This window comes from Acinetobacter sp. AB03 (genome assembly GCF_058107045.1).
Genome location: NZ_JBUEBA010000002.1, coordinates 2747677 through 2772481, shown reverse-complemented (window position 1 = coordinate 2772481; position 24805 = coordinate 2747677). Strand labels below are relative to the sequence as shown.

Here is a 24805-nt window from a genome sequence, read left to right as displayed (position 1 = left end):
TGAATTTGAATAGGATCAACAGTGATCGCATTCACATTTTGCGAAGCAATAATGGCTAAAATGGCTATCTTTAATTTGTTATTTACGGTCATCTTAATCTTTAGCTCGGTCACAGATCGCAAAGCGAAAATTATAGATTAGCGAGTTGTGTGTTATTTGTAAAACGTTAACATTGAGGTTACAAAAAAAAGCCGATCAAGTGTGATCGGCTTAATACTTTAGCGGGTAAATACTTAAGTATTTTTGTAGTCAATCAGGATACGGAGCATACGACGTAAGGGTTCCGCAGCACCCCAAAGCAATTGATCACCGACAGTGAAAGCACCTAAGTACTCTTTGCCCATATTTAATTTGCGTAGACGACCAACAGGAACTGTTAATGTGCCTGTTACAGCCACAGGTGTTAAGTCCGTCATAGACGCTTCACGGGTATTTGGAACCACTTTTGCCCATTGGTTCGCGCTACGTAACATATCTTCGATTTCATCGAGAGGCACGTCTTTCTTCAGCTTCAAAGTTAAAGCTTGAGAGTGACAACGCATCGCACCAATACGCACACAATGACCGTCAATCGGAACGATTTGCTGGTTGCCCAAGATCTTGTTGGTTTCAACTTGACCTTTCCATTCTTCTTTCGACTGACCGCTGTCTAATTGTTTGTCGATATAAGGAATGAGTGAGCCTGCTAATGGCACGCCAAAGTTTGCTGAAGGGAAACCTTCGCCACGTTGTAATTCCGCAATTTTAGAGTCGATATCTAGAATTGGAGAGCGTGGGTCATCTAACAAATCTTTGGTGTTGTTGTACAAATAGCCCATACCAGAGATCAGTTCACGCATATTTTGCGCACCAGCACCCGATGCTGCTTGATAAGTCATCGAGGTTGCCCATTCCACTAAATTGTTTTGGAATAAACCACCTAAGCCCATCAGCATCAGTGAAACTGTACAGTTACCGCCCACGAATGTTTTGGTACCGTTCACTAAACCATCTTTAATGACATTCATGTTGACAGGGTCAAGTACGATAATGGCTTCATCTTCCATACGAAGTGTAGATGCCGCATCAATCCAATAGCCTGCCCAGTTTTCCGCTTTCAGCTTTGGGAAAACTTCTGAGGTATAGTCGCCACCTTGGCAGGTAATAATGACATCCATTTGCTTCAGACTGTTAATGTCTGATGCATCCATAAGTGCTGGGGCAGTTTTACCGCCAAACGCAGGCGCTTCACCGCCTGCATTACTGGTAGAGAAATAAAATGGCTCAAAATGAGCAAAATCATTCTCTTCAACCATTCGTTGCATAAGGACGGAACCAACCATCCCGCGCCAACCGACCAGACCTACTTTCATGTCACTTTGCCTCGGTGCGTTAAAAATTAAAAGGGGATTCGAGTGTATCAAAAGAGCGCTTAACTGCAAGCACTACACAATGAAAACAGCAATTATATTGTGCAATATATCTTGTTTATGTTACATGCAAAATTGATATTAATTTATGAATCTACAAAAAATTAAGAATATAAGAGTGGGTATCTATGATCTGGGTTGAGTTGCTGGCATGTGTTGTGATTTGGTTAAGCTTCTGGTCACTGATTCCTCGAGATGAATGGTGGTTTCGAGGTGCAGATTTTCCACGCTTACAGATTTTGGCGTTGGGGTTGATTGCATTTATCTTGATGTTGCTTTGGGATGCGCCTTGGGATTGGGTGCGTGAAGCTATTTTGATTGGGTTAATTGCGGCGGTGGCGTACCAACTCAAAATGGTGTTGCCTTATACTTTTGTGTGGAAAAAACAGGTTAAAACGGTTACCAAAACAGAGTTACAGTCAGAGCGTCAGATTTCTTTAATTGTGTCGAATGTACTAACGCCCAATACTCAATATCACTTATTGCTGCAGCAGATTCATCAGCATCAACCGGATTTGATTTTGACTTTAGAGTCAGATGCACATTGGCAACAAGCCTTGAATGTACTGGAAGATGACTATCCCTATCGGGTTGCAGTGCCTTTGGATAATCTGTACGGCATGCACTTGTATAGTCGTTTAGCGCTTAAAGATATTGAAGTGAAGTTTATTTTGAGCGATGAAATTCCTTCGATTCATGCCACAGTCATCTTAAGGTCAGGACAGCCAGTGCAACTGTATTGCTTACACCCGAAACCGCCAAGTCCGACCGAAGCCAAAGACTCTACTTTACGTGATGCTGAATTATTGATAGTTGGTGATCAGATTAAAGATTTGGATGAAAGTTGCATTGTGATGGGGGATTTGAATGACGTGGCATGGTCGCGTACGACACGGCTTTTTCAACGGATCAGTGGGCTGCTAGATCCTCGCGTCGGACGACATTTTGTCAATACTTTTCATGCCGACTACCCCTTGCTGCGCTGGTCACTGGATCATGTTTTTCACAGTACGGATTTTGCCTTAGTACAGATGCAGCGTTTAGCACATATTGGTTCAGATCATTTTCCTGTATATGTGGTGCTACAAACAGGTCGGGTGTTTGAGCTGGCACAAGAAGAGCTGGAACAAACCGAAGCCGATGAGCAAGAAGCGCAAGAGGCGATTGAAGATGGAATTGAGAAAGCGGAACGAGAAGGTAAGCAGGTTACAGATAAAATTGCCAAAGATTACCAGTAAACATACGGGGTGCTCGGATTTCATCAGTGTAGGATATGGCTTACAGGGATTTGGGAATCTGACGAATGGTTAGTCATTTAGTATCCCCGTATTCTAGTCTCATCAGCAGATGGAGCGGGAATGGATCATCCCAGTATGGAAGTTGAAGCTGATGGAAATCATCATGGATATGATGTAGGTATGGAATGCCACCGAATAAAACAAGAATAACGTTGAAAGCACAACCTCATGTACCCGAGTTTTGCAGGACGCAGAACTCGGGTTCAACTTTTTAAGCAGCCCTTTTTTTGTTAAGAATAAATCTTGTCATAGCCTGCAGGGCGAGTTTTAAAGCGACGGTGGAACCACATATATTGAGTCGGAGCAATACGGAGTTGATTTTCAATAATTTGATTCACGCGTGTCGCATCATCGACTTCATCTTCACTGGGTAAGTTTTCCACCGCAGGTTCAATCAACACTTTGTATTGTGGGTTTTTAATATCCCCATCACGATAAAAATACAGAGGAATGGCTGCGGCTTTGGTCATTTTCAATAAACGACGGTGTGCGGTAACTGTCGCTGCGGGAACGCCAAAAAATGGCGCCATAACACCTTGTTTTAAACCAAAGTCTTGATCTGGACTATACCAAATGGCATGGCCATTTTTTAAGTTGCGGACCAAACCACGCATGTCATCATGATCAATTTGATGTGCATAAATGGTGGCGCGGCAGCGGTAGATGAGCATATCCAGCAGTGGATTATTTTGTGGGCGATACACCACATCTGGTTCAAAATACTGCGCGCATAGATAACCACCCGCATCGAGCAAAGTAGAGTGGGTTCCTAAAAGCAGTGCGCCTTTACCTTCTGCTTGTGCTTTTTGAATATGTTCTAAACCTTCAATACTAACACGGCCAGTAAACCACTTTGGGTTATACCACGCATTCAGCGTTTCAAATACGCCCAGCATTTGATCGACAAAAACTAAACGGGCATTTTCAAGGACTTCTTGGGCCGACCATTCAGGGAAACACACCTCCAGATTACGAACGGTGGTTTTACGCCTCGACTTCAGATATTTAAAACCGAGATTGCCTAAGAGGGTGGCCAGTCGGTGTTGAATTGCCCATGGAAGAATCGCCAATATCATGAGAAAGACGATACCAATCCAAACGCCCCAATATTTGGGATGCAGAAAAGACCACTGAAATTCACCGGGTTGATAGTCTGGCTTCGAACTCATAAATTGCGATAAAGGCTGAAAAAAGAATGTTTCGAGTTTAGCATGAAGCAAGAATGAAGATGCAATCTTCACCATGAACCTGTTGTACAGGACCTTCTCATATCAAGTTGTGATAGTTTTTATGAGGTGGGCGAAGAAGATGTATTCATGCTCAGAGGAGAACATGGTCTAAATATCTCACAACATTTGTTTTGTTTTAATTTGGGTGAAATTCTCAATACTAAGAAGAAAGATAAGAACAGGGGGGTAAAAATGCTAAAAAACATTATCAGTTGCGGCGTGCTATTCATTTCTTTAACGGGCTGTGTCTATAGTCCATATGATGATTATAATCATTATTATCATGGGTTTGGTTGGACAGGGTATGCACCCTTTCCACTAGAAAACCATCGTCCACCACCTAATGGTCATGGCGGTGGACATCCAGGAGGGCAACATCCTGATCATATCCATCCAGGAGGTAGTCATTCAGGTGGTGGTGGAATTCATTCTGGCGGGGGTGGGATACATCCAGGTGGAGGTGCTGGCATACATCCTGGCGGTGGTGGGCATCGCCCGCCGCGTTAAATATAAAAAACTCCGCATTGTGCGGAGTTTTTTTATGGAGCTTACGGAAAATTATTTGGTTAAATTTTCCAGTTCTTCCCAACGTTCCAGTTTTTCCAGCAATAGCTCATCAATTTCAGTCAAACGATTCGACAATGTCATAGCCTTGTCTGCATCTGAAATAAATAGTGAACCATCTGCAAGTGAGGCATTGATTTCCGCTTGCTCTTTTTCCAGTGCTTCCATTTCGGAAGGCAGTTGTTCAAGCGCACGTTGATCTTTATAGCTGAGTTTGACTTTTTTAGCAGGTGCTGCGTTCGCTTCAGCTTTCGCCGCTGCTTTTTTCACAGCACTTTTTTGATCAACCGCAGTTTGGTCTGGTCGCTGTTGTAAGTAATCTTGGTAACCACCGATGTATTCATCGATATTGCCTTTACCATCGAACACCCAAGTTGAGGTTACCACGTTATCCATAAAGGCACGATCATGCGAAATAAGCAATAAGGTGCCTTTGTAGTCGGACAACATTTCTTCTAGCAGCTCTAGTGTCACCATATCCAAGTCATTGGTGGGTTCGTCCATCACGATTAAGTTAGATGGCTTAAGTAGTAACTTGGCTAAAAGGATACGGTTACGCTCACCGCCTGAAAGAGCTTTGACTGGTGTACGCGCACGTTCTGGTGAGAACAAGAAATCTTGCAAATAGCTGTAAATGTGACGACGGTTACCATTCACATCGACATGGTCAGAACCTTCTGACACGTTATCTTTGACAGATTTTTCAAGGTCGAGGGCATTACGTAATTGGTCGAAGTAAGCCACTTCCAATTGCGTACCTGTTTTTACCGTACCCGTATGTTCTTGTTCGCCTAAAATGGCTTTAATGAGGGTGGTTTTACCGACACCGTTGTCACCAACAAGACCAATACGGTCACCGCGGAGCACCAATGCGGAGAAGCCTTTGATGATAGGTGCATCATGACCAAAGCGAACACTTAAGTTTTCAATTTCAAAGACCACTTTACCTGAACGACTAGCATCTTGCGTTGCCATGCTGACCTTGCCTTGTTGTGAACGGCGTGCTTTAGATTGTTCACGTAATTCTTTTAGGGCACGAACACGACCTTCGTTACGGGTACGACGGGCTTTAATACCTTGGCGAATCCATACTTCTTCTTCAGCTAAGCGCTTATCAAAAAGAGCATTTTGCTTTTCTTCTGCTTCCATTTGCATTGCTTTTAGTTCGAGGTAGCGTGAATAGTTACCCTCGTAACTGCGCAAAGTGCCGCGGTCGAGTTCAACAATTCGAGTCGCAATGCTGTCCACAAATGAACGGTCATGCGAGATGAACAGTAAAGTTAAATTATTTTGATCAAGTAAAAACTTCTCGAGCCATTCAATACTTTCAACGTCCAAATGGTTGGTTGGTTCGTCCAGTAATAGCACATCGGGTTGAGTAAGGAGCGCACGAGCAAGCAGCACACGGCGCTTACGACCACCCGATAAATCGGCCAAATCGGCATCTGGGTCTAGGCCCATTTTACTTAAAATAGAATTGACTTTGGTTTCTAAAGCCCAGCCATCTAACTGATCTAGTTTGTGTTGCAAGTTACCCATGCGGTCACACGCTTCCATGTCTCCAAGTACACAAGCATCACTAGCTTCATGATAGGCTCTGAGCACATCAGCGGCTTCACCTGCGCCGTCTGCCACGATATCCGCCACTTTGCCCGAGTCCATTGGGACGTCTTGCGCCAACATCGAAATGGTAATGCCATTTTGTAGAGAAACTTCACCAGAATCGGGTAATAAGCTTCCCTCGATCAGTTTAAGTAAAGTAGACTTACCTTCACCATTACGACCAATTAAACACACTCGTTCACCGCGCTCTAATGAAAAGTTCGCGCCGTCGAGCAAGGCAGGTCCACCAAACGCAAGTTGGACATCCCTTAAAGTAATATAGGCCATAATGTTTCCTGAAAAATCTCAAATGAGGACTTGAAGTGTCTAAACAACAAAATATTGATAATCAAGCGCCATTGTCCGCACCCATTGAAGATTTGCAAGTCCGAATTGCATTTTTAGATGATTTAGTTGAACAACTCAATGAACAATTGGTGATTCAAGGACTGGAAATTGCTGATTTAAAAAAACAAATGCAAATTTTGTATCAACGTGTTGAATCTTCAGATTTGTCCGATGGAGTTGCAACATTTGACCCGATGGCCGATCGTCCACCACATTATTAAGTGCATTTGCTGTCTGGGGCTAAAAAATGCTGTGATGTGGGGTGAAGATATTGCTGATCCTTGTCTCTTTTTTTGTTTTACCCAACTCAAAGCTCGATTTGACTGACGAAATCATTTGACCTTTGATGCAGTTCCTACTCTAATACCCGCTTTCTGGTGCATCCCATAAAAACTGTCCTATGACTCAAAAAGTTGTTCTTCTTGACCTTGAAAATAATGTTCCGACTGCCAAATTGTTGCGCGAGATTGTGGAGCATTATCCGACTTTGTATTTGTTTCATTGCCAAGGTCAATTTGAGTATGCATTGCAAGATTTGACGGAACTGGCTGTTTGGATCAGTAGTGGTCAAGTGGTGATTCTAGACACGCCCAAAGCCGAGCAAAAAGAGTTCGAATATGCCGTGGTGGTGGGGCAGTTAATGGCTTTGCTTGAGCCAGAGACGCAGGTTGAAATTATCTCTGCGGTCAATACAGCAGAAATACTTTTGGACTTAATGCAATCTTCGGATATTCAGAGCAATTTGATCCTCATTCAGTCTGAAGCTGTACCGAGTCAACGTCACCTTCCCAGTTTAGACAGCATCAAAAATCAGCCTTATTTAAAAATGGTCAAAAAATATTGTGATGCTTTGGGAAAAATGTCAGGCAAGCCGAACACATTGGACGGTCTAAAAAATTCAATAAGTAATATTTTGCAACTCGTACCTGAAAAGACGCAGCGGGTAGTGGGGATGTTGATTAATCTCAAAATCATCAAAAGGTATGATGAGCAAATTCGCTTTCGTAAAAAAGTGTTGAAGCAGTGGTTGGCACTGAATTTAGATGAACAAGACCCAATTTCACAGCCGCAAAGCATGCAGCAAGCGCTACAACAACTGCAAAAAGACAGTGTCGTGGATAAGCTTGAACCAACTGCAGATACGCAGTCCGTGCAACAAGAGTTGTTTAAAAACTTTGCACAGATTGACCCTGTACAGCTTGAGGTTGCACGAAAACTGCGCGAGTTAAAAACCAATAAACCCAAAGATATCTATGCACTACGTGATTTGCTTGAGCAAATGTTTCCGAAGTCAGATGTGCGTATGTTACTGAAAGAGTTACTCGATAAAGGCTATATTTACTGGAATGGACACGAAGTTCTATATAGTCATGAAATGTTCTTAAATTAATTTTATCGTTCAAACTTGCGTTTTATATTGTGCTTATGCAACTCTAATAAAGGAATAAAAAGGTTGTGCTATGGAAAATACTGGAATTTGGGTTGTCGGATTTATCATCTTATTCATCCTCGGCTCGATTTTTGGACTTCGTGTAAGTCCAAGAGAAAAAGCTTTAGGTGAAATGCGTGATAAAGCGCGCAAGATGGGTTTACACCCGCGTTTAGTCGCAGCACCTGACTGGACGAAAATACCAATGGCTTCGGAAAACCGTGCCAGCATGGTGGCGTACTACAGTGTCCTGATTCCAGAAGCACGCCTACCTTTAATGCGCGCTCGCGTTGTTGATCAGCAGCTTGAGCTCATTACAGGTGATGACAAGTTTAAACATTTACCCATTGAATTAAAGGGTATTTATGCTATTGATATGCAAGCAAACTGCGTGGGACTCTATTGGGATGAGCATTCTGACTTAAGAGCAACCCAGTTAGATGCCATGAAAGCATATTTACAGTCTTTGGCTGAACTTTAATTTTACAGACCCATTGAAACAGGATTAACGGTTAATATGGCGAAAGCTCCTCGGTCCACATCCAAAAGTACTACAGCAGATTCTCCTGAGGCTGGGAAAAAGCGTGCTTTAGTGATTGTGGAGTCGCCTGCAAAAGCGAAAACAATCAATAAATATTTAGGCTCGAATTACATTGTGAAGTCGTCTGTGGGTCACGTGCGTGATTTACCTACAGGTGGTTCCAGTAAGACTGCAGAAAAGAAGCTAGCAACACGAACCAAACTGACCGATGCTCAGAAAGCTGAAAAAGCACAAAATGCACTGGTCAATCGTATGGGGGTTGATCCTGAGCATGACTGGAAAGCACATTATGAAGTGCTTCCAGGCAAAGAGCATGTGGTTGCTGAACTGAAAAAGCTTGCTTCGCAAGTTGACGAGGTCTATCTCGCAACGGACTTGGACCGTGAAGGAGAGGCAATTGCTTGGCATTTAAAAGAAGTGATTGGTGGGGATGACTCACGTTATCAACGTGTGGTGTTCAACGAAATTACCAAAAATGCCATCCAAGATGCATTCAAGCATCCAGCACGCCTTGATATCGATAAAGTTAATGCGCAACAAGCACGCCGCTTTTTAGATCGTGTTGTTGGCTTTATGATTTCGCCCTTACTTTGGGAAAAAATTGCCCGTGGTTTATCGGCAGGCCGTGTTCAGTCTGTCGCAGTTAAACTGGTGGTTGAGCGTGAGCGTGAAATTCGTGCCTTTATTCCCGAAGAATACTGGCAAGTTTTTGCAGACACTAAGTCACAAACTGATGAGATTCGTTTAGAAGCCGTCAAACAAGCAGGTAAAGCCTTAAAGCTACGCAATAAAGCCGATACCGATGCTTTATTGAAGCTCATTAAAGACGCAGATTACAAAGTTTCAGCACGTGAAGATAAACCGACCAAGGTGAATCCGAGCGCGCCGTATATCACCTCGACTTTACAACAAGCAGCCAGTACACGTCTGGGTTTTTCTGTGAAGAAAACCATGATGTTGGCGCAGCGTTTGTATGAAGCAGGTTTTATTACCTATATGCGTACCGACTCGACTTTTTTGAGTGACGATGCGGTGAATATGGTACGTCATCATATTGAGACCGAGTTTGGTGCGAAATATTTGCCTGCTAAGCCGAACCGCTATGGTAACAAAGCGGGTGCACAAGAAGCCCACGAAGCGATTCGTCCATCAAATGTGGCGTTAAAAGGCGACAGCTTGGTGGGTGTGGAACGTGATGCACAACGTTTGTATGATTTGATTTGGCGTCAATTCGTCGCGTGTCAAATGACACCAGCAGAATACTTGTCATCGACTATTTTAGTGGATGCCAACGGTGTTGAGCTTAAAGCCAAAGGTCGCACCTTAGTCTTTGACGGTTTCACTAAAGTACGTGGTCAAAACAAGTCGGACGATGATGTGTTATTGCCTGCGGTGAAAGTCGGTGAAATTCTGAAGCTTGAAAAATTAGATCCATCGCAACACTTTACCAAGCCACCTGCACGTTTTACTGAAGCGTCATTGGTGAAAGAGCTTGAGAAAAAGGGCATTGGTCGTCCATCGACCTATGCGGCGATTATCTCGACCATTCAAGACCGTGGTTATGTCAAACTCGAGAACCGCCGTCTGTATGCAGAAAAAATGGGTGAAATTGTTACTGATCGTTTAGATGAAAGTTTCAATAACCTCATGAACTATGACTTTACCGCGGACTTAGAAGGTCAGCTCGATAAAGTGGCCGATGGTGAACGCAATTGGAAAGAGTTGCTTGACAGTTTCTATGGCGACTTTAAAAAACGCCTGACCAATGCGCAAGGTGAAGGCGGCATGCGCCGCAATCAACCAGTAGAGGTGGAAGCAGTTCACTGTAAAGAATGTGACCGCCCAATGCAGATTCGTACGGGAACCACAGGTGTCTTCTTAGGGTGTTCTGGCTATAACTTACCGCCGAAAGAGCGTTGTAAAGGCACGTTGAACTTAACGCCTGTTGAATCACTTGCCGCACTTTCTGATGATGACGCAGCAGAAACGGCAGATTTGATGTCGAAAAAACGCTGTCCAATCTGTGAAACTGCGATGGACAGTTATGTGATCGATGGTGGTCGTAAGCTACATGTCTGTGGTAATAACCCAGACTGTGCTGGTTTTGAACTTGAAGAAGGTGAGTTCAAAATCAAAGGTTATGATGGTCCAACCATTCCATGTGATAAGTGTGATGGGGAAATGCAGCTGAAGACGGGTCGTTTTGGACCTTATTTTGCTTGCTCAAGCTGTGATAACACACGTAAAGTCTTAAAAAGTGGTCAGCCTGCACCTCCGCGTGTAGACCCGATTAAGATGGAACATTTACGTTCAACTAAGCATGATGACTTTTTTGTATTACGTGATGGGGCAGCAGGTTTATTCTTGGCGGCAAGTAAGTTCCCGAAAGTACGTGAAACACGTGCACCTAAAGTTTCGGAACTTCGTAGTGTTGCCGATCAGCTTGATCCGAAGTATCAGTTTATTTTGCAAGCACCTGATGTTGACCCTGAAGGGAATCCAACTTTGGTGAAATTTAGCCGTAAGAATCAAGCGCAATATATTGGTTCTGAAACGCCTGAAGGTAAGCAAACCAAATGGTCATTGGTGTTCAATGATGGAAAATGGGTTGAAGCTTAAGTTCTAATTGCTTAGAAATAATCAAGAAATGCTCACTTTGGTGGGCATTTTTTATATGATGCACAGCTATAAAGAAAAAAAGATTCTGGTTAATGTATGATTCCTATTCGCTCTGTTGTTGTATCCGCAGTTTTACTGTCAAAAATTGAGAGTGAAATTAAACTGTTATTGATGAAGCGTGTTAAAGGTGATTATTGGTGCCATGTCGCAGGAAAGGTTGAAGAAAAGGAGCCCGCCAGCCAAGCGATACTTCGCGAAATCAAAGAAGAAACCGCCATTCAGCCCCAACGTTTATTTAGCGCAGATTACATCGAGCAGTTTTATGAGCCAGGCTTGAATGTGATTGAAATGATTCCCGCATTTGTTGGCTTCTGTGCTGAAAACCAATCTGTTCTATTGAATCATGAGCATACTGAATATCGGTGGTGCAGCTTATCTGAAGCTAAAACGTTGGCTATATTTTCAAATCAAAGAAAATTATACGACTTTATTTGGGAAAACTTTGTATTACAACAACCTATAATACATTTAGAAATTACGTAATGTGCTGATCATTGTGATAAAAAATTATTAAAAATTGGGGATCAAAGATGTGGAAAAAACTTCGTATTTTAATCTTGCTGCTGATTTTATTGGTGGTTGCTTTGAACGCTTATCGGGATCAGAACCAAGATTGGAGCAAGCCTATTATTGTATTACTCCATCCAGTTAATGCTGATGGACAAGGTACAACTCAGCAATATATACAGCAATTGACGCCTGCAAACTTAAAAGGGGTACAGGGTTATTTAGAGCAGATGTCGGCGACATATCACGGCCAACCGATTGCGATTTACTTCCAACTTGGGCGCGAACTCAAACAGCTACCGCCGAAAGTACCTGAACAGGCAAGTTTATTGGATACGGTCTTGTGGAGTTTAAAGTTCCGTTATTATGCATGGAAAAACCATCAAGGTTCAGATGGTGCACCAACTGTTACTTTGTATTTGAACTATTATGACTCAGCACTGACTAAAGAGCTGAAACACTCGACAGCTTTGCAAAAAGGTCGCATCGGTTCGGTGAATTTATTTGCATCTAACAAGCAAACCGAGCAAAACAAAGTCGTTCTTGCACATGAGCTTTTACATGCCTTTGGTGCCAGTGATAAATACGACTTAGCCACAGGACAGCCGATGTATCCTGCGGGCTATGCATATCCAAATCAACAACCGCTGTTCCCTCAATCCAAAGCTGAATTAATGGCCGGGCACATTCCAACCTCACAAACACAGAGTAAAATGCCTGAATCGATTGATGAAACATTGGTGAATGAGATCACTGCGATTGAAATTGGGTGGAAAAAATAACTGTGGATAATGCTGAGTTTATCCACAGCATGGATTGATTGTGTGGATAAACTCAAACCTACAAGTTCGATGCAAAACATGTTAAAACTAAGTGAAAGAAAATCAAACTTGAGAAGAAGATGAAAACAGTCGGTAATGATTTAGTTCGCCATCAACTCCATGAAAATCGTAAATGGTATTTGGGTTTAGGGATTTTACTGGTGTTGTTTGGTTTCGTTCTTTTGGCCGCTTTGCCTTTTGCCACCTTATCCGTAGTGTTTATCTTTGGCGTGTTAATGATGATAGGTGGTGTTCTACACTTCATCGCAGCCTTTAAGATTTTTGAGGGTGGCTTCCGCTGGCTATGGGCTTTGTTTGGTGTGTTGTATTTGGTTGCGGGCTATTACGCATTTACTACACCTGTGAAAACAGCCATTGTCTTGACCAGTGTTTTAGCGGTTTTCTTGATTATTGCAGGGGTCATTCGTATCTTTAATGCAATCTTATTTCGAGCATTCCAAGGTTGGGGTTGGACACTTTTTTCTGGTGTTCTAACCCTGCTGGCCGGCATTATGATTTTAACTACACCAGATGCCCCATTTTGGGTGCTGGGCTTATTCCTTGCTTTTGATATTTTATTCCAAGGGATTAATTATCTGACTCTAGCGGCGGCCATTAAGCAGATTCCACCAGCAAGCCAATCTGAATAAAGCATGATTAAAAAATAAAGGGAGCCTCATGCAGGCTCCCTTTTTTCGTGTGCTTTATATTATGTGTAAAGCTGAATGGCAGGCTTATGGATTGACGGCATATTGACTTGAAATCGCAATACGATTCCACGTGTTAATCACAATCGCGATCCATTCAATAGCGGCAATTTCTGCATCGGATAAGATTCTTGCTGCTTCTTGATACGCCGAATCGGGGAAATGCTGCTGAGCAATGAGTGTGATTTCTTCAATTAAAATCAGTGCGGCGCGTTCTTTTTCAGAAAAATATCCACTTTCTTGCCATGCACTGATGAGGGCAATCCGTTCGATTGATTCACCTGCTTTCATGGCATCTTGTGTATGCATACGTACACAGAACGCACATTGGTTAATCTGTGAGGCTCTCAGTTTCAGCAAGTGTGAAAATCCAATCTCAAGACCTGCTTGTTGGGATTTTTGCATGGATAAGTTTTCGAGTTCTAATACTGTTTTATAGAGTTCAGGTACGGCTTTTCCCAAGTTAATTCGTTCCATACATCACCTATTTTTTTAAAGAGCGTTGAATGTTTAATGATGATTTTATCGGCTAATTGATTCGCACTTTGTTTAATTTATGCATTAAAACCAAATGAACTATGGTAGTCGTTTTGGTGACAGCACAGTAAAGCTCTTCTATGTTTAAAATTAAAAAATCATTGAGGCTATTTTAACTTTATCGAAATGTACTCAACTTCAATGATAACGAACTGTGCCAAGGACAATGAAAAGAGAAAAATGCGGGCGGGAAATTTATAAATCGTGTTATTAATAAATTAAATTTTCTAAAAAAATTATGGATGATGACAACTTTTATTTTAGCGCCCGATTCATTCAAAGAAAGTATGACAGCAGAACAGGCCTGTGCGGCGATGCAGCGTGGAATTCAAAACATAATTCCTAATGCTGTATGTATACATGTGCCTATGGCCGATGGCGGCGAAGGCACAGTCGATGCTTTATTAACATCTTTAGCTGGCCAAAAAGTCGAATGTGAGGTGACAGGGCCCTTGCCATCACAACGAGTGAAAACGTATTGGGGTTTATTTGATGGCGGGCAAACGGCTGTTATTGAAATGGCCAAAGCCAATGGTATTCATCTGCTTGAGCCCGCACAGCGAAATCCATTGCTGACCACAACTTTGGGAACGGGGCAAATGATTCGGCATGCATTGGATCTAGGCGTGTCCAAAATCATTTTGGCTCTTGGAGGCAGTGTCACTAATGATGCAGGTAGTGGTATGGCACAGGCGCTTGGAGTACGCTTTTTAGATGCACAAGGGCGGGACGTGCCCGTTGGTGGTGGTCATTTACGAGATATTAAACGGATTGATATGCAGGCTTTAGACCCACGCTTGCAAAAGATTCAAGTTTTAATTGCCTCCGATGTCACTAATCCGCTGTGTGGAGCACAGGGTGCATCGCATGTGTTTGGCTCGCAAAAAGGGGCGAGCGCAGAGATGATTGAGAAGTTGGATCGAAATTTGAGTCATTTTGCCGATGTGGTGGAAACACAGCTTAATCTACAGATACGTAATGTTGCAGGGGCAGGCGCCGCAGGTGGGCTAGGTTTTGGTCTAATGGCTTTTACAGGCGCTATGCTTCAGTCTGGCGCGACGTGGGTGATTGAGCAAACTCAACTGGCGGAGAAAATAAAGCAAGCCGATTATGTTTTCACGGGTGAAGGCAGTATCGATTTCCAAACCAAGTTTGGCAAAACGCCGTGGGCGGTGGCTCAGTTAGCCAAGCAGTTGAATAAACCAGTGATTGCCTTTGCTGGACGTGTCGGAGAGGATGCTGAGGCATTATTTGATGAAGGGTTTAGTCAAATTGTTTCGATCAATGAACCTGACTGTGATTTAGCAACAGCATTGAAAAATGCAGAACAGCATTTGCAAAATAGTTGTGAGGACATCACTCGACTTTTGCTTTATAAAGCATACTGAGTAAGCTTAATTTTAAATTTTTGAGGCAGTAAGCGGTTCGAGCATAAGGTCTGGGTCATAGATCTGAAGGTGTATTTCAGACAGAAATGGATAATCATTGCTGGAGCCTCATATTGACGTCATAGATTTGTTAGACTAGCAGCATCCACGAATTGATGAGTGATTATGAGTTTAGCCAGCCTAATTGATGAATTAAACCCGCAACAAAAACAAGCTGCCACGACTGAGTCGCAACACAGTCTGGTGCTCGCAGGGGCTGGCTGTGGCAAGACGAAAACCATTGTGGCACGTGCTGCATACCTGATTGATCAAGGGATTCCTGCCAACCAAATTCAAATTCTAACCTTTACCCGTCGTTCAGCCAGCGAGATTGTGGCGCGAGTGGAGCTGGCTTTAGGTGAGCAAGCCAAAGGGCTACGCGCTTCTACTTTTCATACTTTTTGTATGTATCTGCTGCGCCGTGTACCGAAAGCCTTTGGTTTAGAGCAGTTTTCAATTATTGATCGTGATGATCAACTGATGATGTTCCGCCTGATTCGTGGGAAAGATGACAAGAAAAATCCCAATCAGCTACCTAAACCGCAAGAACTGTGTGATCTGTATTCTTTTGCACGAAATACGCGTCAAAAGTTGAGTGATGCCTTAGAAAAACAGCATCCTGAGCATTTGGCTTTTAAAGATCAAATTGCGGAAATCATGAAAGAGTACGAGACACGAAAACGTGCGCGTAGCTTTTTAGATTATGACGATATTCTTGCGATCGTGGCCTCAGCACTCGACCAGTCAGATGGTTTAGCCGACTATGTGGCATCGCTCTGCAAACACATGCTGGTCGATGAAATGCAGGACACCAACCCTTTGCAGTGGGCCTTGCTTGAGCCCCTTAAAGACAAAGTGAGCCTGTTCTGCGTCGGCGATGATGCACAGTCAATTTATGGTTTCCGTGGGGCAGATTTTGAAAATATTCACCATTTTAAAGACCGTGTGCCGAATGCTCAGGTGTTTAAATTGGAGCAAAACTATCGTTCAACCCAAGAAATTTTAGACCTCTCCAATTGGCTGCTCGATCAATCTGAGATTCAATATAACAAACGCCTAGATGCTCATCGGGGGGAGGGCGTGAAGCCTCGCATGCACATTTTCCCAAATGAGTTTGATGAAGCAAAATGGATCGCGAACGACATTAAAGAGCGCCATTACTTACAGGGACAGCGCTGGTCGGATCATATGGTCTTGGTGCGTTCCAGCTTTGCAGCACGGCATATTGAGGCAGCATGTATTGCAGCCAATGTCCCCTATCGATTTATTGGGGGCATGAAACTGCTTGAAACCGCGCATGTGAAAGATTTACTGAGCTTGCTGCGCGTGATTGCCAATCCTCTCGATGATATTGCATGGATGCGTTTTCTTACCTTGTGGAATGGGGTGGGAGATGTCGGTGCAAGCCGTCTTGCTCAGCAACTTTTACTGGAGCCTGAGTTTGATCTAATCTTTGGTAAATTAGAGAAATTTGGGCGGATTCCAGCTGAAACCTTGTTGATCATGAAGCAAATGACGGTACTGAAACAGGAAGTACAGGCTTGCGTCAGTTTGGGTATTCAGGCGATTGAAGCACAATTGGCGGAAAATTATAAAAAAGACTGGAATCGCCGCCAAGGGGACTTTGAACTGGTGAAGCAATTGGCTTCTAAACATGCCCAGTTAAGTGAGTTCTTAGAGGAATATGTGCTTGATCCTGTGTCGATTTCTGAAATTGAACGCCAGTCCGATAGTGATGTCGTCACCCTGATTACCATTCACTCGGCCAAAGGTACAGAGCAAAAGGTCTGTTATGTGGTCAATGTCACCCCAGGGCAATATCCACATGCCCGTGCCCAAGGTGATTTTAAAGATGTCGAAGAAGAGCGTCGGGTCTTATATGTGGCGCTGACCCGTGCTCAGAATGAGCTGATTTTAACCAAGCAAAATTTAAGTCTGTGGGCACGAGACGTGATTGATGAGCAAGGGCGTAAAGTTGAAAGCTACTTTTTAAATGATTTGACCCGAAATTTGTGTAGCATGGAAACCCATCATAAGCCTCGTCAGCAAACCGTAAAGAGTGCTTTAATTGAGCGCCAATCGATTAATTTAGATTTTGGGATTAATCTCGATTAAACTAAACAGATTACATTGTGGTATTTGTTGTGCAATGTTCAGAAAGTAGCGTAGGCGATTGCTTTTTGATGATTTTGCCTATTTTTGAAGGTTGTAAGATGAAAATTTTAGTTCGTAATTTAGAGCGTACAGTGGCTGAAGCTGAACTGCTTGAATTATTTAAGCAATATGGCACAGTTGCATCATGTAATTTAATCCTTGATGCAGCAACAGGTAAATCGAAAGGTTTTGCATTTGTTGAAATGCCACACGCACGTGAAGCGATTAAAGCTATTAAAGGGCTTAATACACTACGTTTGCATGGTACTGGTATTCGCGTCAAACAGGCGGAAGATAAACCTGAGAAGCCAGAAGCATAAGTAAAAAGGAGCAATCGATGCTCCTTTTTTATGGGATAAAGTGAAAAAAATCTATCCAGCTTTATCGATTGTTGCACCGATGCGACGACAAATCTCTCAAGGAAATAAAACCTTAGAGATCCGTTCTTGGCGACCAGAGCAATGGCCACTTAAAGATTTGATTATTGTGGAAAATAAGCACTATTTAACCCACGAGGACGATGAAGAGTTGGGGGTATGCTGTTGCTGTGGTTGATGTTGAGTCGATTCACTCATGGAGAGAAGATGAGCTTGATTCGTCGATGGCATCATATTGGGAAAAGGAATATTGGGCTTGGGTACTCACAAATGTGCGTCCCATGCATATTTCGATGCCTGTCATAGCAAAAAGAAAGATTTATTTTATTGAAATAGATCATGCATAATTTTTATTATGCACTGCTGTATAGAAAGATTACTCTTAGAATTGTTATAAACGCCAAAACTTAGGAACACCCTTCATGACTCGTGTTGCCCGTTACCATGCTGATCGCACTAACCAAAAACTCTACTTTGCTCGACTTTCATGTCAACAAGCAGAACAAATTGATCATGTGCAACAAGCTCAGGCTTACCGTGAGGCTGCTGTGTTTCACTTGCATGGCGCGGTGCTTGCGTTTCTACAAGAGTTGGTCCGTTACTACCGCTTAAATGACTTAAACCCAACGTTGAAGTCCATAGAAGAGCATATGGCAGCTAAGGGCCAAGTCTCGCCTGAAGTGACTGTAATGCAACAACTGTCGAAAGAAGGTTTCATTGCCGAGTTAAAACGTGCTTATCGCTTGTGTCAGTATGCGCCAGAGCCGAGTACACCTGAACCTGAGTCAGAAACTTCATCGAATCTGATCATTAAAGTAACTCAAACCCCTCAGACATGGTTACCCGATACCAAAATTTTACGTGAGTGGCATCGAGACTTAACGGCGTTGATCGATGGCTTTCGGAATGAGATGGTTGAATTCTAAAAGCGATGACCAGCGCTTGAAGTTTGAAAATTTGTCCTTATATCAATAAGTCTAAGCGAAGCAAAGTGCAACTGCCTTTGCCACCATGTTGAACATGGAGGAAATATGTCTATAGAACAATTGAAAGAATTATTTGGAAATCAAGAAGCCATTTTAGAATTGGTTCAACTTGAAGGTGGTGAGCTCGCACTACGTAACGCAGGTTCGGAGAGTGCACCTTTAGTCACGATCCAGTTTAATGAAGAGCTCAAAGCATTATTGGGCGACCAGACAACAGTCGTTGCTCAGCAGATGGTGCAAGCGGCTTTATACGGCTTACTTGAAAAACAAGTGAGCGAGTGGCAAGCGGAAGTTGTGGATGAAAAGCCACAGTTCTTCAGCTAAGCCGAATAAGAAAAAACGCACTGAACAGTACGTTTTTTTGTATCCAGTGTTGGTTCCTTAGTGGGTGGGTGCTTGATGATGTGCAATCTGAATTTGATTTAAAATATGATTGCTCATATTTTTCGCCATTTCCTCTTTTGCAAAATAAACTTCACCAATTTGATCGCGACGAATCACTTCGGCTTCTTCTTTACTTTCTGCACACACCAAGACCTGAATCTCAGGATTGAGGGTTTTGGCAATATCCACGATTTTATGAATATCTAAAATATCCATTGGGGAAAGTACCAGCAGGCGCGCATGTTGAATATGGGCTTGAATCAGTACGCCAGGGTCTGTCGCCATCCCAGAAACTGCCGCAATGCCTTTTTCACGCAGGTTTTCTACAATTTCACGGTTTTCTTCCGCAATCACTACTTTAATGTCTTCAGCCATCAATTGTTTGGTAATGCGACGGCCCACTTCACCATGCCCAACAATTACCACTTGGTCACGTAAGTAGTCTTGAGAGACTTCATCAGGCAGCATTGCCAATGGGTCACCACTACGTTCAAGTAAGCGTGCTAGATGTGAGCGCTCACGAATCCAATGTTGTACAGGCTCAATTGCGGAGAACACAAAACTGTTTAAGGTGATGGAGATAAGTGCTCCTGCCAAAATTAGGTTTTGCCCTTCTAAGGACAAGAGCTTAAGTGAAACCCCGAGTGTCGCTAAGATGAAGGAAAACTCACCAATCTGTGCCAGTGACGCACCGACGGTGAGGGCAGTATTGATGGGGTAACGGAAAAAGAGCACCAGTGCCATAGCGGCAATGGTTTTGCCGACCATAATAATTGCAATGACAGCAAGCACATGCACAGGTTGTTCCACTAAGATGCGCGGGTCAAATAACATGCCCACTGCAACAAAGAACAAAATGGCAAAAATTTCACGTAGAGGGAGGGTTTCTTCTTCGGCACGGTGGCTAAAGTCAGACTCTTTAACGACCATCCCTGCAAAGAATGCGCCCAGTGCCATGGAAACACCGAAAATTTTGTACGCACCAAAGGCGATTGAGACCGCAGCAGCCACCACGGTTAAGGTAAATAGTTCACGCGAACCAAGGCGAGCGACAAATTGCATGATCATTGGAACGAGACGTTTCCCGATGATCAGCATAAAAGCGATGAAGCCTACGACTTTAAGTAAGGTGATGCCTAAGGTAAGCCAAATGTTGTCATCAGTACTGCCTGTAAAGGCTTCTCCACCGAGTAGAGCTGCTGTTGCGGGTAAGAGTACCAGTACCAAGACCATGACCAGATCTTCAACTAAGAGCCAACCTACGGCAATTTTACCGTTGACTGAATTGAGTAGACCACGGTCTCCCAGTGCTTTGAGTAATACCACTGTACTGGCACAAGACAGGCTTAAGCCGAAGACCAAGGCAGAGCCAAAACTCCATCCCCAGATCATACTGACGCCTATTCCGAGCAGGGTCGCGACAGCAATTTGTAAAATAGCACCAGGCAATGCAATGCGGCGAACTTGTAATAAGTCATTGAGGGAAAAATGCATGCCCACACCAAACATGAGGAACATGACCCCAAGTTCAGCCAATTGGTTCGCCAGATGAATGTCCGCGACAATACCAGGGGTATTGGGACTAATAATGATACCCGCAATCAGATAACCAATGAGTGGGGGAAGGCGTAAGCGTACGGCAAGATAGCCGAAAATGAGCGCGAGCCCAAAACCGACAGCAAGTAATATAATGAGATCTACGTCATGAGGCACTAAAAACTCCTTAAGCAAAAGTTAAGGGTGAAAAAGAAGCAAAGCACAAAAGGTGCCAAAAGAGATTAAAAGTTTAACAAGTCGAACGAAAAAAAAGCAAAAAAAAACGACCTAAAGCAGGTCGTTTTTTTCAAAAAACTAAAATTATTTAATTTTAGCTTCTTTGAAGATTACGTGTTGACGGATTTTTGGATCAAATTTTTTGATTTCCATTTTTTCCGGCATAGTACGTTTGTTCTTAGTTGTGGTATAGAAATAACCTGTACCAGCAGTAGAAACTAGGCGAATTTTATCACGCATTGTTCAGACTCCTTAGATCTTTTGACCTTGAGCACGTAGGTCAGTAACAACCTTCTCGATACCCAATTTGTCGATAATACGCATACCTTTTGTAGTTAGACGAAGACGTACGAAACGTTTTTCGCTTTCTAACCAGAAACGGTGGTGATGCAGGTTCGGCTCGAACCGGCGTTTGGTTTTGTTATTGGCGTGCGAGACGTTGTTGCCAACGACTGGACGCTTGCCGGTAACTTGGCAAACCTTAGACATGGTGAACTCCATTGCTAGACAGCACCGATTGTGCGCTAGTTATTAAGTAAACGGATGAAATCATTCAAGGGGCGTTTTATACCAAAAATGCGCTTAAAAGACAAGCGATTTTCATTAAAACTAGGCATGAACCCGTGCGATAGGTCATGCCTTGATCATTTAGCGAAGAAGGGTCTTTGAAATCAACTTGTGAATTGGTTTGTTAAACGGTGGGAGAATGAATTTCAAGCTATATAACTTGGGATTCGACATCACTGACCGTTCATGCGACAAACTGAAGAAACCTTCTGGACCATGATATTTCCCCATACCTGATGCACCAACGCCACCAAATGGTAAATCGTCTTGTGCGACATGGGTCAAAACCGTGTTTTGTCCGAAATGCCCTGAATGAGTACGCTGTGCAACATAATCTGCACGCGCCTGATCAAAGTCGAAGTAGTATAATGCAAGTGGACGCGGACGGCTATTAATAAACTCGATAACATCGTCTATTTGATCATATTCCATGATCGGCAGCAGTGGTCCAAAGATTTCGTCTTGCATAATACGCATGTCAGGCGTGACGCCAGTTAACAGTGTAGGGGGCACTTTACGTGTATCGGAGAAGGTTTCATGGGCTGGGTTGATTTCAACCACCTGTGCTCCATGCTCACGTGCATTTTCAAGATAACTTTGCAAGCGGTTGTATTGGCGGTCATTAATAATTGAAGTGTAGTCTGGATTATGCAGAATGTCAGGATACATCTCTTCCACACACTCGCGGAAGTGCTCAATGAACTCGGTAGTTTTACCTTTAGGTAAGAACATATAGTCAGGTGCCACACAGGTTTGACCTGCATTCCACAGTTTTCCTGCAGCAATACGCTGCGCAACATCCCGTAAATGAATAGAAGGATGTACTAATACCGGTGATTTTCCGCCAAGTTCGAGGATCAATGGAACGAGGTTCTCTGCCGCAGCAGCCATGACGGTTTTACCGACATTGGTTGAACCTGTGAAAATAAGCTTGTCAAAAGCCAGACGACAAAAGGCATCTGAGATCGCGCCACCGCCATTGGTCACGGAAACTAATTCTTGAGGAAAGGCTTCAGAGAGTGCTTTTTCAAGGATGCGACCAAAGTTGCCTGATGAACTGGAAATTTTGATCATGGCATGGTTGCCTGCTGCCAAAGCACAAATTAAGGGGCCAATCGAGAGTAATAAAGGATAGTTCCATGGGGTAATAATGCCGATCACACCTAAAGGTTGATATTGCACCCATGCTTTAGCTGGCTGGTGAATGATTGAAACGTGACGTTTCGAGGGTTTCATCCACGTGGTTAAATGCTTGCTATAATATTTGATGTGTTCAAGGCAGGTGAGCAATTCCCCAATTTTGGTTTCACTGGTGGAACGGTTGCCGTAGTCTTGATTAATTGCCTCGGCAAATTGATCTTGATACTTAACTAAGATACGCTTAAGTCGTGCCAAACGGTCAATACGCTCTTTTGCGGTTGGCAATGGATAACGTAAATAAGCGTGCTTTTGCTGTTCAAGCACATCATGTAGGTGCTGAATATCATAAGAATGTGGTGTCAATGAAGTTGTTTTTGTTTGACTGTTCATGCCGCACTACCATTTCAAATTTCAATTTATGTTTAATTTTTAGAGTAATTGCTCTAATTAGTCAAGTTACTTTATGTGTTAGTCTTCTAATGCACTGAATGAATGGTTATTTTAGGATGTCTCAAACTAAAACGTTGAAAACCAAAGAACGTATTTTGCAACTCAGTTTGCAGCTTTTTAACGAGCGTGGAGAACGTTCTGTTACGACCAATCATATTGCCGCTGAATTGAATATGAGTCCGGGCAATTTGTATTATCACTTTCGCAATAAAAGTGAAATTATCAAAGAGCTCATGGAACAGTATCAAGGCGAAACGCTACAGATGCTGGCTTTGCCCGATGATCGTCTGTTAGATGCCAATGATAAAATTCGTTATTTTCAGGTGCTGAGCAGCCAGTTGTGGGCTTATCGCTTTTTACACCGTGATGTCTATCATTTGGTTGAAAACAATGAAGACTTCCGCAAGATGTATCCACGTTTTGCAGGGCAGGTGATGCAGCAAGGGCAAAAGATCTATCAGGCCTTTGTTGATGCAGGTCTGATGCAAATGACGTCGTCTGAAATTGAAGCCCTGATTATCAATTTATGGATTGTACTGACCAACTGGACCAACTTCCTTTATATGTCGGGTCATATCACTGATTCCAATACATTAGAAGAAAAGTGGGTCTGGCAGGCACTCCGTCAAATGGTGTTCTTAGAAGGGGTCTATTTGCGTGGTGAAAGTCGTGAGACGTATGAGCGCTTGTTGGATACGATGGGGCCGTCTGAACTGTTTTCGAGCTTGGCGTCATTTAAATCGGATGATAAGCCATAAGGTGTTTTGACAGCTGAGTAAAAAGCGCTAGAATACTTGGCTTGATTTTCATTTTACTGATTTAAACTGACATGAATATGACAACTGCTAACACGGCACGTTTACTGATTACTTGTGAAGATAAGCCAGGGATCGTGCAAGCTGTATCGAGCTTTTTGTATCATCAAGGCGCGAATATTACTGCGCTTGATCAATACGCGACTGAAGCTCAGGGCGGACGTTACTTTATGCGTGTTGAGTTTGAACTAGACAATTTACAGTCTCGTAAAGAAAGCATCACTCAAACTTTTGCTGCAAATGTAGCAGAGCGTTATGAAATGCAATGGCGTTTGGCGCTGGTCAGCGACGTGAAAAAAGTCGGGATTTTAGTATCTAAAGTAGACCATGCCTTACTTGAGCTGTTATGGCGTCATGCGCGTGGTGGTTTGCCGTGCGAAATCACCAAAGTGATTTCTAACCATGAAACTTTACGCGAAGCGGTTGAGAACTTTGGCATTCCGTTTGAAGTTGTCCCTGTAACGAAGGACAACAAACGCGAAGCTTATGCTGAAATTGATGAATTAATGCAAGGCAATGACTTATTGGTACTTGCGCGTTATATGCAAATTCTAGATGAAGCATTTGTCGAGAAGTGGGAAATGAAAGTGATCAACATTCACCACTCCTTCCTACCTGCTTTTGTTGGCGCAAACCCATATAAGCAAGCGCATGAAAAAGGTGTAAAACTTATTGGCGCAACCGCGCACTATGTCACTGCGGATCTGGATCAAGGTCCGATCATTGAGCAGGATGTAGAGCGTGTGAACCATGACTTTACGGTTGATCAATTACGTGAATTGGGTCAGGATGTTGAACGTAATGTCTTGGCACGTGCAGTGAAGTGGCACTTAGAAGACCGTATTATTGTTGATGGTAACAAAACAGTCGTTTTCCAATAAAAAATGGGTTGCAAGCAAGATTGAAAAAGGCATACATTAAGTATGCCTTTTTTTGTTTGGGTATGATTAGAAAAAACCATAAAAAGTGACAAATTAATAGTTGCAAATGAAAACACTTCTCATTTATCATTGCGCTACTTTATTGTACTAAACGATAAGCGTTATAGTGGAAACCAACCC

General features: G+C 43.0%; 24 protein-coding genes and 1 pseudogene. 17 read left to right on the top strand and 8 right to left on the bottom strand.

Translation table 11 applies throughout. The features are described from left to right. Positions 1-233: 233 nt before the first annotated feature. The gene (gene asd, locus ACY3FQ_RS13975; protein WP_125274777.1) at positions 234-1352 is read right to left on the bottom strand and encodes an aspartate-semialdehyde dehydrogenase; all 1119 of its coding nucleotides are present in this window, start codon (positions 1350-1352) and stop codon (positions 234-236) included. A 185-nt stretch (positions 1353-1537) separates the two neighbouring features. Between asd and ACY3FQ_RS13970 the strand changes: the two genes are divergently transcribed. Then, the gene (locus ACY3FQ_RS13970; RefSeq protein WP_201953519.1) at positions 1538-2647 is read left to right on the top strand and encodes an endonuclease/exonuclease/phosphatase family protein; all 1110 of its coding nucleotides are present in this window, start codon (positions 1538-1540) and stop codon (positions 2645-2647) included. Positions 2648-2937: 290 nt separating this feature from the next. Here ACY3FQ_RS13970 and ACY3FQ_RS13965 read toward each other — a convergent pair whose 3' ends face one another. Next, positions 2938-3876, bottom strand: coding sequence for an LpxL/LpxP family acyltransferase (locus ACY3FQ_RS13965; RefSeq protein WP_201953521.1), 939 nt, complete (start codon positions 3874-3876; stop codon positions 2938-2940). Positions 3877-4128: 252 nt separating this feature from the next. Here ACY3FQ_RS13965 and ACY3FQ_RS13960 point away from each other — a divergent pair, with 252 nt between their 5' ends. Then, positions 4129-4443, top strand: a complete 315-nt coding sequence (locus ACY3FQ_RS13960) for a hypothetical protein (protein ID WP_201953524.1) — start codon at positions 4129-4131, stop codon at positions 4441-4443. 51 nt (positions 4444-4494) lie between these two features. Here the strand turns inward: ACY3FQ_RS13960 and ACY3FQ_RS13955 are convergent, their stop codons facing one another. Then, entirely contained in the window at positions 4495-6390 is a 1896-nt protein-coding gene (locus ACY3FQ_RS13955; protein WP_201953528.1) for an ATP-binding cassette domain-containing protein, read from the bottom strand. A 35-nt stretch (positions 6391-6425) separates the two neighbouring features. On the opposite strand from ACY3FQ_RS13955, the gene ACY3FQ_RS13950 reads away from it, so the two are divergent. The 7 genes from ACY3FQ_RS13950 (at position 6426) to ACY3FQ_RS13920 (ending at position 13077) form a co-directional block, all read left to right on the top strand. Beyond that, positions 6426-6671: a SlyX family protein gene (locus tag ACY3FQ_RS13950; protein ID WP_126038307.1), complete on the top strand. Its 246-nt coding sequence runs from the start codon at positions 6426-6428 to the stop codon at positions 6669-6671. Positions 6672-6850: 179 nt separating this feature from the next. Then, positions 6851-7840, top strand: a complete 990-nt coding sequence (locus ACY3FQ_RS13945) for a hypothetical protein (RefSeq protein WP_201953531.1) — start codon at positions 6851-6853, stop codon at positions 7838-7840. 70 nt (positions 7841-7910) lie between these two features. After that, positions 7911-8360, top strand: a complete 450-nt coding sequence (locus ACY3FQ_RS13940; protein WP_004692510.1) for an ammonium transporter — start codon at positions 7911-7913, stop codon at positions 8358-8360. Between the two features lie 36 nt (positions 8361-8396). Further along, a complete protein-coding gene (gene topA, locus ACY3FQ_RS13935; protein WP_184117767.1) occupies positions 8397-11039 on the top strand; it encodes a type I DNA topoisomerase in 2643 nt (880 codons plus the stop codon). A gap of 96 nt (positions 11040-11135) precedes the next feature. Next, the gene (locus ACY3FQ_RS13930) at positions 11136-11582 is read left to right on the top strand and encodes an NUDIX hydrolase (RefSeq protein ID WP_201953534.1); all 447 of its coding nucleotides are present in this window, start codon (positions 11136-11138) and stop codon (positions 11580-11582) included. 47 nt (positions 11583-11629) lie between these two features. Beyond that, positions 11630-12388, top strand: a complete 759-nt coding sequence (locus tag ACY3FQ_RS13925; protein WP_279044529.1) for a hypothetical protein — start codon at positions 11630-11632, stop codon at positions 12386-12388. Positions 12389-12507: 119 nt separating this feature from the next. Then, positions 12508-13077, top strand: a complete 570-nt coding sequence (locus ACY3FQ_RS13920; RefSeq protein ID WP_004978978.1) for an HdeD family acid-resistance protein — start codon at positions 12508-12510, stop codon at positions 13075-13077. Between the two features lie 84 nt (positions 13078-13161). Here ACY3FQ_RS13920 and ACY3FQ_RS13915 read toward each other — a convergent pair whose 3' ends face one another. Continuing rightward, on the bottom strand, positions 13162-13611 hold the full coding sequence (locus tag ACY3FQ_RS13915; RefSeq protein ID WP_201953540.1) for a carboxymuconolactone decarboxylase family protein: 450 nt from the start codon (positions 13609-13611) through the stop codon (positions 13162-13164). A gap of 302 nt (positions 13612-13913) precedes the next feature. On the opposite strand from ACY3FQ_RS13915, the gene ACY3FQ_RS13910 reads away from it, so the two are divergent. From ACY3FQ_RS13910 to ACY3FQ_RS13885, 6 genes and pseudogenes are all read left to right on the top strand, one after another. After that, positions 13914-15059: a glycerate kinase gene (locus ACY3FQ_RS13910; protein WP_407079382.1), complete on the top strand. Its 1146-nt coding sequence runs from the start codon at positions 13914-13916 to the stop codon at positions 15057-15059. Positions 15060-15224: 165 nt separating this feature from the next. Continuing rightward, positions 15225-17213, top strand: coding sequence for an ATP-dependent helicase (locus ACY3FQ_RS13905; RefSeq protein ID WP_489774210.1), 1989 nt, complete (start codon positions 15225-15227; stop codon positions 17211-17213). Between the two features lie 98 nt (positions 17214-17311). Beyond that, positions 17312-17572, top strand: coding sequence for an RNA recognition motif domain-containing protein (locus tag ACY3FQ_RS13900; RefSeq protein WP_004692489.1), 261 nt, complete (start codon positions 17312-17314; stop codon positions 17570-17572). A 40-nt stretch (positions 17573-17612) separates the two neighbouring features. Further along, positions 17613-17976, top strand: a pseudogene (locus ACY3FQ_RS13895) (ASCH domain-containing protein). A 75-nt stretch (positions 17977-18051) separates the two neighbouring features. Further along, positions 18052-18555, top strand: a complete 504-nt coding sequence (locus ACY3FQ_RS13890) for a DUF6586 family protein (protein WP_489774209.1) — start codon at positions 18052-18054, stop codon at positions 18553-18555. Between the two features lie 105 nt (positions 18556-18660). After that, a complete protein-coding gene (locus ACY3FQ_RS13885) occupies positions 18661-18939 on the top strand; it encodes a hypothetical protein (protein WP_151835532.1) in 279 nt (92 codons plus the stop codon). Positions 18940-18996: 57 nt separating this feature from the next. On the opposite strand, the gene ACY3FQ_RS13880 is transcribed toward ACY3FQ_RS13885, so the two are convergent. From ACY3FQ_RS13880 to ACY3FQ_RS13865, 4 genes are all read right to left on the bottom strand, one after another. After that, positions 18997-20712 (bottom strand): cation:proton antiporter, encoded by a 1716-nt coding sequence (locus ACY3FQ_RS13880; protein ID WP_489774208.1) that lies wholly within the window; start codon positions 20710-20712, stop codon positions 18997-18999. A gap of 144 nt (positions 20713-20856) precedes the next feature. After that, complete coding sequence (gene rpmG / locus ACY3FQ_RS13875) at positions 20857-21012, bottom strand: 50S ribosomal protein L33 (protein ID WP_003654787.1); 156 nt, start codon at positions 21010-21012, stop codon at positions 20857-20859. Between the two features lie 12 nt (positions 21013-21024). Next, positions 21025-21261: a 50S ribosomal protein L28 gene (gene rpmB, locus ACY3FQ_RS13870; RefSeq protein WP_010325866.1), complete on the bottom strand. Its 237-nt coding sequence runs from the start codon at positions 21259-21261 to the stop codon at positions 21025-21027. Between the two features lie 159 nt (positions 21262-21420). Beyond that, entirely contained in the window at positions 21421-22869 is a 1449-nt protein-coding gene (locus ACY3FQ_RS13865) for a coniferyl aldehyde dehydrogenase (protein WP_201953549.1), read from the bottom strand. A 116-nt stretch (positions 22870-22985) separates the two neighbouring features. On the opposite strand from ACY3FQ_RS13865, the gene ACY3FQ_RS13860 reads away from it, so the two are divergent. Beyond that, positions 22986-23687, top strand: a complete 702-nt coding sequence (locus ACY3FQ_RS13860) for a TetR/AcrR family transcriptional regulator (protein WP_201953551.1) — start codon at positions 22986-22988, stop codon at positions 23685-23687. A 71-nt stretch (positions 23688-23758) separates the two neighbouring features. After that, on the top strand, positions 23759-24625 hold the full coding sequence (gene purU / locus ACY3FQ_RS13855; RefSeq protein ID WP_004692478.1) for a formyltetrahydrofolate deformylase: 867 nt from the start codon (positions 23759-23761) through the stop codon (positions 24623-24625). The last annotated feature ends 180 nt before the right edge of the window (positions 24626-24805 follow it).